Origin of the sequence: Actinobacillus porcitonsillarum (assembly GCF_003101015.1) — a bacterium.
GTDB classification, from domain to species: Bacteria; Pseudomonadota; Gammaproteobacteria; order Enterobacterales; family Pasteurellaceae; genus Haemophilus_A; species Haemophilus_A porcitonsillarum.
Window position 1 is genome coordinate 2,148,306 of record NZ_CP029206.1, and the last position, 13,343, is coordinate 2,161,648.

At 38.0% G+C, this 13,343-nt stretch carries 13 protein-coding genes; 7 read left to right on the forward strand and 6 right to left on the reverse strand.

Features of this window, described 5'->3' with window-relative positions; genetic code table 11:
- Positions 1-24: 24 nt before the first annotated feature.
- The 3 genes from DDU33_RS10290 to msbA all read left to right on the forward strand — a co-directional run bounded on the left by DDU33_RS10290 (position 25) and on the right by msbA (position 3,646).
- The gene (locus DDU33_RS10290) at positions 25-846 is read left to right on the forward strand and encodes a MetQ/NlpA family lipoprotein (protein ID WP_108925049.1); all 822 of its coding nucleotides are present in this window, start codon (positions 25-27) and stop codon (positions 844-846) included.
- Positions 847-926: 80 nt separating this feature from the next.
- Positions 927-1,739, forward strand: coding sequence for a MetQ/NlpA family ABC transporter substrate-binding protein (locus tag DDU33_RS10295; protein WP_108925051.1), 813 nt, complete (start codon positions 927-929; stop codon positions 1,737-1,739).
- 161 nt (positions 1,740-1,900) lie between these two features.
- Positions 1,901-3,646 (forward strand): lipid A ABC transporter ATP-binding protein/permease MsbA, encoded by a 1,746-nt coding sequence (gene msbA, locus DDU33_RS10300; protein ID WP_108925053.1) that lies wholly within the window; start codon positions 1,901-1,903, stop codon positions 3,644-3,646.
- A 450-nt stretch (positions 3,647-4,096) separates the two neighbouring features.
- Here msbA and DDU33_RS10305 read toward each other — a convergent pair whose 3' ends face one another.
- Genes DDU33_RS10305 through DDU33_RS10320 form a run of 4 tightly spaced genes read right to left on the reverse strand, consistent with a single transcriptional unit; the run spans position 4,097 to position 6,154 of the window.
- Positions 4,097-4,378: a YciI family protein gene (locus DDU33_RS10305; RefSeq protein ID WP_108925055.1), complete on the reverse strand. Its 282-nt coding sequence runs from the start codon at positions 4,376-4,378 to the stop codon at positions 4,097-4,099.
- 32 nt (positions 4,379-4,410) lie between these two features.
- Positions 4,411-4,884, reverse strand: coding sequence for an acyl-CoA thioester hydrolase YciA (yciA, locus tag DDU33_RS10310; protein WP_005821448.1), 474 nt, complete (start codon positions 4,882-4,884; stop codon positions 4,411-4,413).
- On the reverse strand, positions 4,874-5,434 hold the full coding sequence (locus DDU33_RS10315; RefSeq protein ID WP_005821446.1) for a septation protein A: 561 nt from the start codon (positions 5,432-5,434) through the stop codon (positions 4,874-4,876). The genes yciA and DDU33_RS10315 overlap by 11 nt, the downstream gene beginning before the upstream one ends.
- A gap of 15 nt (positions 5,435-5,449) precedes the next feature.
- Positions 5,450-6,154, reverse strand: coding sequence for a hypothetical protein (locus tag DDU33_RS10320; RefSeq protein ID WP_005821444.1), 705 nt, complete (start codon positions 6,152-6,154; stop codon positions 5,450-5,452).
- Between the two features lie 123 nt (positions 6,155-6,277).
- Here DDU33_RS10320 and yfbV point away from each other — a divergent pair, with 123 nt between their 5' ends.
- The 4 genes from yfbV to xthA all read left to right on the forward strand — a co-directional run bounded on the left by yfbV (position 6,278) and on the right by xthA (position 10,201).
- Complete coding sequence (gene yfbV, locus DDU33_RS10325; RefSeq protein ID WP_108925057.1) at positions 6,278-6,712, forward strand: terminus macrodomain insulation protein YfbV; 435 nt, start codon at positions 6,278-6,280, stop codon at positions 6,710-6,712.
- Between the two features lie 83 nt (positions 6,713-6,795).
- Positions 6,796-7,728, forward strand: a complete 933-nt coding sequence (gene ttcA, locus DDU33_RS10330) for a tRNA 2-thiocytidine(32) synthetase TtcA (RefSeq protein ID WP_005821440.1) — start codon at positions 6,796-6,798, stop codon at positions 7,726-7,728.
- Positions 7,729-7,785: 57 nt separating this feature from the next.
- Positions 7,786-9,162: a Na+/H+ antiporter family protein gene (locus tag DDU33_RS10335; RefSeq protein ID WP_108925059.1), complete on the forward strand. Its 1,377-nt coding sequence runs from the start codon at positions 7,786-7,788 to the stop codon at positions 9,160-9,162.
- Between the two features lie 235 nt (positions 9,163-9,397).
- Positions 9,398-10,201, forward strand: a complete 804-nt coding sequence (xthA, locus tag DDU33_RS10340; protein ID WP_005821332.1) for an exodeoxyribonuclease III — start codon at positions 9,398-9,400, stop codon at positions 10,199-10,201.
- Between the two features lie 58 nt (positions 10,202-10,259).
- On the opposite strand, the gene DDU33_RS10345 is transcribed toward xthA, so the two are convergent.
- Positions 10,260-11,681 carry an SPFH domain-containing protein gene (locus tag DDU33_RS10345; protein WP_108925061.1) on the reverse strand — a complete coding sequence of 474 codons (1,422 nt, stop codon included), beginning with the start codon at positions 11,679-11,681 and terminating at the stop codon, positions 10,260-10,262.
- A 124-nt stretch (positions 11,682-11,805) separates the two neighbouring features.
- Positions 11,806-13,257, reverse strand: a complete 1,452-nt coding sequence (gene thiI, locus DDU33_RS10350; RefSeq protein WP_108925063.1) for a tRNA uracil 4-sulfurtransferase ThiI — start codon at positions 13,255-13,257, stop codon at positions 11,806-11,808.
- Between the last annotated feature and the right edge of the window lie 86 nt (positions 13,258-13,343).

Below are 13,343 nucleotides of genomic sequence, written 5' to 3' on the forward strand. Positions count from 1 at the left end.
ATATCTCATCAAAAGGAGAATTTTATGAACTTTAAGAAAGTTTTAGGGGTAGCACTTGTTTCAGCATTAGCTTTAACAGGTTGTAAAGAAGAAAAAAAAGCAGAAGCAGCAGCTGCACAGCCAACCAATAAAATTAAAGTGGGCGTGATGTCTGGTCCTGAACATACCGTTGCGGAAAAAGCGGCACAAGTGGCAAAAGAAAAATACGGCTTAGATGTAGAATTCGTCTTATTTAATGACTACGCTTTACCAAACACAGCGGTAAGTAAAGGCGATTTAGACATCAACGCAATGCAACACAAACCTTACTTAGATAAAGATTCAGCAGCAAAAGAGTTGAAAAATCTCGTCATCGTGGGTAATACCTTTGTTTATCCGTTAGCCGGTTATTCTAAGAAAGTGAAAAACGTATCAGAATTAGCGGAAGGCGCAGTTGTGGCTGTACCAAATGATCCAAGTAACCTTGCTCGTGCGTTAATTTTATTAGAAAAACAAGGTCTTATTAAATTAAAAGACAACACTAACTTATTCTCAACCTCACAAGATATTATTGAGAACCCTAAAAATCTTAAAATTCAAGAGGTGGATACATCAGTTGCAGCTAAAGCATTAGATGATGTGGCGCTTGCAGTGGTAAATAATACTTATGCAGGTCAAGTTGGTTTAAGTGCAAATGACGGTATTTTCGTGGAATCAAAAGATTCACCTTATGTGAATATCATTGTGGCTCGTACTGATAACAAAGACAGCAAAGCAGTACAAGATTTTGTAAAAGCATACCAAACAGAAGAAGTTTACCAAGAAGCTCAAAAACACTTTAAAGATGGTGTTGTGAAAGGTTGGTAATGGGTTTTAGCGGTTAGATTTACCTGAAAATTTGCAAAAATTTGCGTAAATTTGACCGCTTTCTATTTTGAGGATTTTATATGAACTTAAAAAAAATTTTAGGTATCGCTCTTATTTCAGCATTAGCCTTAACAGGTTGTAAAGAAGAAAAAGCTGCAACTGCAGCACCGGCCAAACCATTAAAAATGGGCGTAATGACCGGCCCTGAAGCACAAATGACCGAAGTTGCGGTAAAAATTGCAAAAGAAAAATATGGTTTAGATGTAGAGTTAGTTCAATTTACGGAATACACACAACCAAATGCAGCCTTACAAGCAGGCGATTTAGATGCTAATGCGTTCCAAACTGTGCCATATTTAGAACAAGAAGTGAAAGATCGTGGTTATAAATTAGCGATCATCGGTAACACTTTAGTATGGCCCATTGCAGCATACTCAAAGAAAATCAAAAACATTGCTGAATTAAAAGACGGCGCAACGATTGCGATCCCAAATAATGCAAGTAATACCGCTCGTGCTTTATTATTACTTCAAGCAAATGGTTTAATTAAACTTAAAGATCCTAAAAACGTCTTTTCAACCGAACAAGATATTATTGAAAACCCAAGAAATATCAAAATTGTTCAAGCTGATACTGCATTGCTAACACGTATGTTAGATGATGTTGATTTAGCGGTAATTAACAACACCTACGCAGGTCAAGCAGGTTTAAGCCCGGATAAAGACGGCATTATCGTAGAAAGCAAAGATTCACCTTATGTGAATTTAGTAGTAAGCCGTGAAGATAATAAAACCGACCCACGTCTTCAAACTTTCTTAAAATCATTCCAAACTGAAGAAGTTTACCAAGAAGCGTTAAAATTATTTAACGGTGGCGTGGTAAAAGGTTGGTAATCAGCTAATCCAAGATATCTAAATTTAAGCGGTCATATTTGTAAAAAATTTTGCAAATATGACCGCTTTGCTTTTAAGTTCATGATTTATAAGGTTCTCGTTTGGAGAATCATTAAAATCAGGGTACAATAAGCCCGATTTTCCTATCAAAACAAAATATTATGCAAGAAAAAGATCTTTCAACGTTTAAAACCTTTAAACGTTTATTCCCAACGATTACACCTTATAAATGGGGGCTAGTTGTTGGGGCTATCGCATTAGTGTTAAATGCTTTAGTAGATTCAGGACTGATTTATTTATTAAAGCCGTTACTTGATGATGGTTTTGGGCATGCTGATCATGGCTTTTTAAAGTTGATGGCAGTTCTCGTTGTCGTATTTATTTTAGTTCGAGGTATTACGAACTATATTGCTGGGTATTGTTTAGCATGGGTGTCAGGAAATGTGGTTATGTCGATGCGCCGCAATATTTTCCAGCATTTAATGTATATGCCGGTGAGCTATTTTGATCAAAATCCGGTAGGGCGTTCGCTTTCTCGTGTGACCTATGACACGGAAATGGTTGCAACGTCTTCTTCTCACGCTTTGGTAACGATTGTCAGAGAAGGCGCATATTTAATTTCTCTGTTTGTTGTAATGCTTTATACAAGCTGGCAGCTTTCTTTGGTGTTATTTTTTATGGCGCCAATTATCGGAACATTAATCGGGATTGTTTCAAAACGATTCCGTAAATTGAGCCGTAATATTCAAAGTTCAATGGGCGAATTAACTGTGACGACAGAACAAATGTTAAAAGGGCATAAAGTCGTTTTATCGTTTGGCGGGCAACAAATTGAAAAAGAGCGTTTTGATCGCGTAAGTAATGATATGCGCCGTAAAGGGATGAAAATTGTTTCTGCTGATGGGATTTCAGATGGTTTAGTGCAATTAATCGCCTCTTTTGCCTTATCAGTCGTCCTTTATTTAGCTACGGTGGAAGGTTTACAGATTGAAGATCTTACCGCGGGTTCGTTTACCGTGGTGTTCTCATCGATGATGGCGATGCTTCGTCCGCTTAAATCTTTAACGAATGTGAATTCACAATTCCAACGTGGTATGGCTGCTTGCCAAACGTTGTTTGAATTTTTAGATTTACCGATTGAGAAAGATAATGGCACGGTGAAAGTTGAAAGAGTAAAAGGCGAAATTTGTTTTGATAATGTGTCCTTTAGCTATGACGGTAAAGAGGAAAAAGCGCTTAATCATATCTCTTTTAATCTTCCTCAGGGTAAAACGGTGGCGTTGGTGGGGCGTTCGGGTTCTGGGAAATCGACCATTGCCAATTTATTGACACGTTTTTATGATATTGATGAAGGGCGTATCACGTTAGATGGCATCAATATTCAAGATTATCAGTTGGCAAATTTGCGTGAGCAATGTTCCATTGTTTCACAACAAGTCCATCTGTTTAATGATACGATTGCGAATAACATCGCTTATGCCGCAACAGATAAATATAGCCGTGAGCAAATTATTGCCGCAGCAAAAGCGGCACATGCAATGGAGTTTATTGATAAGCTAGAAGATGGGTTAGACACCGTTATTGGCGAAAATGGTGCGAGTTTATCTGGCGGACAACGTCAGCGCTTAGCCATTGCAAGGGCATTGCTGCGTAACTCGCCTGTATTGGTGCTTGATGAGGCAACCTCTGCTTTAGATACGGAATCAGAAAGAGCGATTCAAGCGGCATTAGCCGAATTGCAAAAGGATAAAACCGTTCTCGTAATTGCACACCGTTTATCTACAATTGAAAAAGCGGATGAGATTCTGGTGGTTGATCATGGGAAAATTATCGAACGAGGTTCTCATCATGAATTGTTAGCACAAAATGGAGCCTATAAGCAACTTCATAGTTTGCAATTTAGTTAATTATCCTATACTCCCTTTTTCAGGGCGTAAGCAATACAAAAGATGCTTTAAGTGTTTTTGCTGATCGACTATTAATAAATTAAGTCTTTTATCTTAGGGAGTTGGTAATAATTATTTAAGTTAAGTACTACCAACTCTTTTTATTTTATGAATTTAACCTTTCTCTCAAGATTTTTATGGTAACTCATCATCTTCCTAAATAAGAGCGGTGCTTTCTCTTAATTTCTACCTGAACAATGATATTATTAGCTAACCGTTGAGCTTTCTAGTAAGGTAATCAAATAAGACTAAAAAGACTAAGCCCAGTAAAACCAGAAACTTAGTCCTTGAACTAAATAAATCGAACTTCTGAGGTGCGGATCAATTTTGTAAAACATAATTATCTTACTTATCATCCGAAACCTTTATTTAAATACCTCACAAGATCGAAAAACTTAGCTTTATCACTAATTAAAACACTTTCTTAAATGGCTTAATAATCACATCGCCATACACACCTGCTTCAACATAAGGGTCTTCTGCCGCCCAAGCTTGTGCATCGGCAAGTGATTCAAATTCTGCAATTACCGTTGAGCCCGTTACACTTGAACCATCTTCTGTTGGGTTTGGACCAGCTGTTAATAAACGACCTTCTGCTTGCAGCTGCTCTAAACGAGCGAGATGTGCCGGACGAACGGCTAAGCGAGTTTCAAGCATATTGGGATTATCTTGTGCAAAAATAACGTAATACATAGATTTTTCCTTTTCATTATTGGTGGTTAAAACTAATTTTGTTCCGCCTCTTCCTGAAGATTGAGCGTTTCTAAAATAGCTAGTGCTTCATCTAATTCAGGGTTATTTTCACGAGGAATTTCACGAGGTCTGCCATTTTTATCAATCGCGACATAAGTAAATAGAGCCTCAGTTACACGGAAGCGTTCACGGTTGCCTTCATAAACTTGTTTAATAAAGACCTCAACCTTCACTTGCATTGACGTTCGTCCAACACGGACTAATGTCCCATAACAGCAAACGACATCGCCAACTGAAATTGGAAGATGGAAAATCATTTTATCTACGGTTACAGTAACTACTCTACCCTTTGCTAATTCTTTGGCTAAAATTGCGCCTCCCAAGTCCATTTGCGACATAATCCAACCACCAAAAATATCGCCGTTTGCATTGGTATCTGATGGCATTGCAAGGGTTCTTAAAATCAATTTGCCGTTAGGTTCTTTTGTATAAGGTTTATTTTTCATTGTGTTTTTCCTGCGCTTTCGCATTTTCTTGTAAATAAGGATAAATCATCACACCTGTTACAATCGTCGCTACAAGGCTTAAACCGGTTAAACCAAAGACTTTAAAGGTGTACCAGGCATCATTAGACATATAGTGGCTGATGTATAAGTTAAGCAACATACAAAGTATAAAAAACATTGCCCAACCTAAATTCAACTTAGCCCAAATATGATTTGGTAATTGAATTTCTTTACCCAATAGATGCTTAATAATTGGATTTTTTAAAACAAATTGGCTAATTAAAAGCACTAATGCAAATAGTGCATTGATGATGGTTACCTTCCATTTTAAGAAAGCATCATCATTAAAATAAGCAGTTAATCCACCAAAAACCACTACAAATCCAGCCATAAAGAGCTGCATTTTTTCAATCTTACCGTAAAGAGCTTTGAGGGTAATCAATTGAATAACGGTAGCAACTACTAGCGTTATCGCCGCTTCTTGTGTTCCCCATACTTTATAGACAATAAAAAATAAAATAAGGGGGATAAATTCAAGTAATTGTTTCATATGTGATGAGCTCTTTTATTGGCGAATTGCCTGATAAAAACGGAAACCAAAAATGGTAGTAAATAATGATAAAAATGCCGAAATAAAAAATGAGATAATCATTACAGCAATGTTGTCGCCTAATTTACTTACCAAACCGGCTAATAATTGTGGTAATACATTGGCAATTAAACAATATCCAAGCATTAAATTCATTTTACCTTTAGTAAAATTCCACGTAAATCTTACCGCTTGCCCGAAAGAATAGTCCTCTATTAAATAAATATAAATAGATAAACATAATTTCATAAAGATGAAGATCCCCATTACCAATAATGGAAGTGAAATAATATTTACCCCACTCCCGCTCATCACACTAAGTAATACGGAAGATAATCCAAATGAAAGAGGTAACACCATCAAAATATAAAGACCAATTGCCGGTAATAATTTATTAAAGGCTGTGAGCGCATTTTGTAAAAACGAATGATATTGCCCTGCATTGATCGATTTAATGTTTAAGATCAGTAATAAAGAGACATAAACATTCGCAATCCCGATAATAATTGTTGGCAACAGCATAGAAATTGATGCCTCTGCTGAAACGGGTGCATTTGGCATAACCAGTAATACGGTTGCTTGAATTGCAACAAGTAAGATAATTGCAAATAATGAAAATTGGCTTCTGTTTCGGATAAAATTCCAGCTATCTTGTATTAACTGTGGAAAATTCATCAACATGAAAAAATCCTTCTTTATGGCTAGTAAAACGTTAAAAATTTGTAGTAAAGTATAACAATAGATTGCTGAATATGCATTAAAATTTGGCTTTTCTCTCACATAAAGCCATTTATAGGTTGTGATATGAATGAAACACTCCAAGCCGGGCAACGTTATTTAAATACGTTACCTAATCAAAAAAAACTCGGATTATTTATGATTGATTACCGACTCATCCGACTGGTCAAATTCTCGGCTCGATTTATGCCGGCTTTTGCTTGCTTTGCGATCTTATGGCAATACTTCTTTAGCGATCCGACACAATCTGTTTTAGTCAATTCGATTATTACAGGGCTATTTGCCATCAGTATCCCTTTTCAAGGATTATATTGGTTAGGAAAACGGGCTAAATCACCGCTGCCACTTTCATTACTAAAATGGTATGAAGAACTCCGCCAAAAACTCATTAGCGAACAAATCAACGTTGATACACAAACGATGCCTTCATACCAAGATTTTGCGAATTTATTGCAGCTGGCTGAAAAAACGTGGGGCAATAAATACTTTGATGAGTTATAATCTTCCGCAATCAATCTACATCGGCACTTGCATTTTGCTTGTGCCATTTTCATTTATTTTCGGTTTTATTCATTTATAGACTTATGACAACGTTATCAGATAAAGAAAAAAAACAAGCTTACAATTTAAATAAACTCCAAAAGCGTTTACGCCGCAATGTCGGTAATGCTATTGCTGATTTCAATATGATTGAAGATGGCGATAAAGTGATGGTCTGTTTATCCGGCGGAAAAGACAGCTACACATTATTAGATATTTTATTAAATTTAAAATTAAATGCGCCGATTCATTTTGATATTGTTGCGGTTAATCTCGACCAAAAACAGCCGGGCTTTCCTGAACACGTGCTACCGGAGTATTTAGAGAGTATTGGCGTGGAATATAAAATCGTTGAAGAAAACACCTACGGTATCGTCAAAGAGAAAATTCCTGAAGGTAAAACAACTTGCTCACTTTGCTCTCGCTTACGCCGTGGTATTCTATATCGTACGGCAACAGAACTTGGCGCAACTAAAATTGCACTCGGCCATCATCGTGATGATATGTTAGAAACCCTCTTCCTAAATATGTTTTATGGTGGTAAATTAAAATCTATGCCGCCAAAACTTATGAGTGATGACGGCAAACAGATCGTTATTCGTCCGCTTGCTTATTGTAAAGAAAAGGATATTGAGAAATACGCAGTGGCAAAACAATTCCCGATTATTCCGTGTAATTTATGTGGCTCTCAGCCTAACTTACAACGCCAAGTGGTTAAAGAGATGCTTCAAACGTGGGATAGACAATATCCGGGAAGAATTGAAACGATGTTCAGTGCATTACAAAATGTCACACCATCGCATTTATGCGATCCACGTTTATTCGACTTTAAAGGTATAAAACACGGACAAGTTATTGAAGGGCTAGAAGGCGATATTGCTTTTGATAAGGAAGAGCTTCCAACCATTCCTGCTGCTTTTGAGGAAGAAGAAAATGATTTCGCCGATAATGGTTTAATCCAATTTAAAGCGGTCTAATTTTTTATATTTTTTGCAATTCACAACAATTTATTTTTAACCATTAGGGGGTTCACAATGTTATTTAATGAGATTGTGATATCGATCATTGTTTTGCTCGTATTAAGTTTAATGCGTATTAACGTGGTTATATCACTCATTATCGCTGCCCTTGTATGCGGTGTAATCGGACACTACGGTGTTGATGGTGCAACCGCATTTCAGGCATTAGAAAAAACGATTAAAGCCTTTACCGGCGGTTTAGGAGGCGGTGCTGAAACTGCCATGAACTATGCGGTGCTTGGGGCTTTTGCGGTTGCTTTGTCAAAATCCGGTGTTACCGATTTATTGGCTTATAAAGTGATTTCACACTTTGGCAAACGTCCTTCTGATCGTTCGGTATTTTGGTTTAAATACATTATTTTATTTGTATTAACTGCTTTTGCGATCTCATCTCAAAACTTAATTCCAATTCATATTGCGTTTATCCCGATTGTTGTACCGCCATTATTAGGCGTAATGAACCAATTAAACATTGACCGCCGTGCCGTAGCTTGTGGTTTAACCTTCGGCTTAACTGCGACATATATGTTAATCCCGGCAGGTTTCGGGCAGATCTTTATTGAAAGTATTTTGGTCAAAAATATCAACAAAGCCGGCGAATCTTTTGGTTTAGTCGCAACAACAGCTGAAATGACAAAAGCGATGGCAATTCCGGTTATGGGGATGATTGTTGGCTTACTCTTTGCTTTCTTTGTGTCTTATCGCAAACCACGTACTTATGCCGTAGCAGCTAAAGAGCAATCTATTGACGATATCGCAGCCCGTGTTGCGAAAGTAAAACCATATCACGTTTGGTTAAGCACTATCGCCATTATTGCAACCTGTTCAGTGCAATTATCAACAAATTCAACCATTATGGGCGGACTTGTTGGTTTAATCATTTTTGCTTTAGGTGGTGTATTTAAACTTAAACAATCTAATGACGTTTTCCAAGACGGTTTACGTTTAATGGCAATGATCGGCTTTGTGATGATTGCAGCGTCAGGCTACGCTAATGTCGTAAACTCAACAGGTGGTGTTGCTGAATTAGTAGAAGGTTTACGTGGTTCTATTGATAGTAAAGGGATGGCAGCATTCCTTATGTTATTGGTTGGTTTATTAATTACCATGGGGATTGGTTCTTCTTTCTCTACCGTGCCAATTATTGCATCGATCTATGTACCACTTTGCCTTGCATTCGGTTTTTCACCGCTGGCAACCATGTCAATTGTGGGTGTCGCGGCGGCATTAGGTGATGCAGGTTCTCCGGCTTCAGACTCAACGTTAGGTCCAACATCAGGCTTGAATGCAGACGGAAAACACGATCACATTTGGGATTCTGTTGTACCAACTTTTATCCACTTTAACATTCCACTGCTTATTTTTGGTTGGATTGCAGCAATGACGCTGTAAATATTGCGGATTATGTAACGCTCATATAATTTTCGTAGGGGTGGAGTTTATCCCCACCCGCAAATAATCATTGATACTCGGGCGGGGATAAACCCCGCCCCTACAAGATAAATTGAATGTTTGAGCAACGACTATAATCTATATTTAATCATAATTAGTTTTACAAATCTCCTAAGCAATCGACAAGCGGTCATTTTTCTTAGGAGATTTGCTATTTTTATACAAAGGACACAGAATGAAATTTATCTCTTTTAATATCAACGGCTTAAGAGCAAGACCTCATCAGCTTGAAGCAATTATTGAAAAACATCAACCGGATGTTATCGGCTTGCAAGAAATCAAAGTGGCAGATGAAGATTTCCCTTATGACTTGGTTAATCACTTAGGCTATCACGTTTTTCATCACGGACAGAAAGGACATTATGGTGTTGCACTACTTACCAAAAAAGCACCGCTTGCAGTACGTAAAGGCTTTCCTACCGACGCTGAAGATGCTCAAAAACGGATGATCATGGCAGATATTGAAACCGAATTTGGAACGCTTACCGTTCTGAATGGCTATTTTCCACAAGGCGAAAATCGTAGCCACGAAACCAAATTCCCGGCAAAAGCAAAATTCTATGCCGATTTACAACATTATTTAGAAAATCAACTCAAGCCGGAAAATCCGATTATCATTATGGGCGATATGAACATTAGCCCAACGGATTTAGATATTGGCATTGGTGAAGCTAACCGCAAACGCTGGTTAAGAGATGGCAAATGCTCTTTTTTACCAGAGGAACGTGAATGGCTTGATCGCTTATATGGATATGGACTGGTTGATACCTTTAGAGCGATGAACCCTTTAGCCGCCGATAAATTTTCGTGGTTTGATTACCGCTCAAAAGGCTTTGATGATAACCGAGGCTTACGCATCGACTTAGTCTTAGCCTCTAAATCACTGGCTGAACGTTGTGTAGAAACGGGTATTGATCTTGAGATCCGTGCAATGGAAAAACCTTCGGATCATTCACCGGTTTGGGCTGTGTTTAAATAACTCTAAATAGAGATAACAAAATACCGAGCACTGCTCGGTATTTTTAGTTCGTTACACACTATTTATCTGATTTAGGCTTATTTTCCTCATGACCTAAAAGCTTGCCAATGAGTGCTTTTCCTAATTCAGATTGGTTTAACCCCTCTAATGTTGCTGCAATTTTAGTTCCACCTGCTGAGCTAAATAATTCCCCTACTCTCTGAATACCTTTATCGACTTTTTCATCATTAATGATAAATTTCATATCCGAATGAGACAATGCTTTAGCTTGTTCAATACCAATAGCTTGATTTGCTTCGATTTGACGGATACTGATTAAATAACTTTGATAACCTTCATTTCCACCGATTTCTTTCGCAAGTTCGATTTGACCTGAAACCAATGAAATCTCTAATTTTTGTTTTGCTTCAGCTTCCGCTGCACCTATTTTAGCAATACCTTGTGCTTCTTTATCTTTTGTTTCAAGCAAGGCTTCTGCCGCTAAAAATGCTTTTTGTTTTTCCCCTTCTGCCACTAGGATCTGATGTTGGCGTTCCGCTTCAGAATCAATAATCAGAGCATTTTTATTTGCTTCAGCTTTAATCTCTTGCGTACGTTTTTCCTGATCCGCTTTCACGATTTCAACATCTTTTGCAATTTCAGCTTGTTTGATCTCCGCAACTCGTTTTACTTCCATCTCACGTTCTTTCGTGATCTTTTCTTGCTCTTTAACCAGTTGTTGAGCCTGCTCGTTAGAAACCGCTACTTCACGTTGATTTTCAACCGTTTTCAAACCAACGGCTTTTTCCGCTTCTTGGCGTTTTACATCCGCTTCTTTCTTCGCTTCAATTTCTGCGATTTGCGCTTCTTTTTGGTTACGAGCGACTTCAATACGGCTCTCTTTTTCAATAAAGGACTTTTTAATTTCCATAATATTGAAAATGACTTTGGAATTACCACTGTCTCGAATATCCATTAACTCAATATTTTTAACCGGTTCAATCCCCCAATTTTTCAGTTGCTCTTTTACGGCGAGGGTGAAATCATCGCCCAATTCCGAACGCACTTGTAAAATGTCATTCAAATTACGACTAGAGAGAATTGAACGAACCGAACCCTGAATAATATCAACTAATTGAATATTCATATCATGGAAATCAGAAACCCGTTGTGCCGCCAAATTAGAATCCGCAACGCGGAAAAACGCCGTAATATCTACCACAAACGGTAAACGTTCTAAATCATATGCTTCATAATTATCAATTTTGATAGAGAAAACCGATACCGGTAAGACAATTGTGCTTACCCCAATAACCGGCAACCAAGAAGGGAAAGCATAGTAAACATTACCATTACCCGTATCTTTGCCATAAGAGGTTGTTTTTCCACCAGATTGCACAATATGCACCTCATTTGTTTTTACTACACGGCGAAATAACAATGCAATAACTAATGTGATGACCACCAATACTGCAAAAATAAGTCCCGAAAGAATGTACATCTCAAACCTCCATTGATAAATAAAAGACACTTTTTATATAATCATCAAGCGATCAAATTTCAAGCACTTTTTGCAAAATTCTTTGCATAAAAATAATGGCACGTAAAACACGTGCCATTATTACCTATTTCTCACGAAATACTTTCACATTACTAAAGCCATTCTCTTTTAAATAAAGAGCTTGTAGCTTACTCATCACTCCTCGTTGGCAGTAAAGTAAGTAGTTCTTTGATTGATCAAGCGAACCAAACTGGCTGGATAATTTATAGAACGGTAGCTCTTTGACTTCAACACCTTCAAGGCTGAACGGTTTTTCGTCCACTTCTTCAGGGCTACGAATATCCAAAATCACATCGTTTTCGCCTAATTCCGAAGTGGTTTCGACGGATACCACCTCTTTTTCCGTTTGTTGAGCAATTTCACGAATATCTAAATAATGGGCGTTTTGTACCGCTTGTTCGAGAATATCAAAGTTAAAGTTACCTTCTTCTTCGATAATTTTGCTTTCAATCGCTTTCACCGTTGGATTTTTTGAAATCACACCACAAAATTCCGGCATAGATTTGGCAATATCATCTGTGCCAATCTCTTTTGCCATTGCGATAATCTGCTCTTTATCGTGGGTAATCAGCGGGCGTAATACCAAGGTATCGGAAGCCTTGTCGATCAAGCGTAAATTGGTTAAGGTTTGGCTGGATACTTGCCCTAATGCTTCGCCTGTCACAATGGCTTGAATATCAAAACGTTCGGCAATTTTGCTAGCAGCACGCACCATCATTCGTTTTAGCACTACGCCCATCTGCCCGTTATCGACTTTTTCTAAAATCTCACCGACCACATTTTCAAAGTTGATCGCCACAAAACGGACTTTATGGGACGAGCTGTAACGGCTCCAAATGTGATACGCCATCTGTTTCACACCGATTTCGTGAGCCGCACCGCCAAGGTTAAAGAAGCAGTAATGCACACGAGAACCACGGCGAATCAGCATATAACTTGATACGCCAGAGTCAAAACCGCCCGAAATCAGCGATAGCACATCTTCCTGTGTACCAATCGGATAACCACCTAAACCTTCGTGGCGAGCTTTGATTAACAACATCTTATCGTGATCAATATCAATACGTACCGTTACATCAGGATTAGTCAATTTCACACTTGCCGACTCGATATGCTGATTTAAGCCACCACCCACATAACGTTCCACATCAAGCGATCGGAAATCGTGCTTACCTTTACGGCGAACACGCACGCAGAAGGTTTTACCCTCTAATTCCCCTTTTACTTTCGCAAGGGTATGCTCAAAAATGTCGTGCATTGTGGTAAACGGCATTTCTTCTACTTCAAGAATATGATGAATACCAGGCGTGCGTTTGAGTAAATCCAACACGAGCGGAGCTTCTTCAGCGACTTTTGCTCGCACTTCAATAAAATCCCAGTTGCGAATTACTGCCACATTTTCTGTTTCATGCAGTAACACATTACGGATATTGGACGTTAAAATTTTGATAAAGCGTTTACGCACGGAATCGCTTTTAATCATAATTTCAGGGAAAAGTTTGATAATAAATTTCATATTGTAATCAGTTATATTTGTATAAGCGGTTAAATTTGCCCGATATTTTACCAATTCTAAAAATAAAAATACACGGAGAAGCCCCC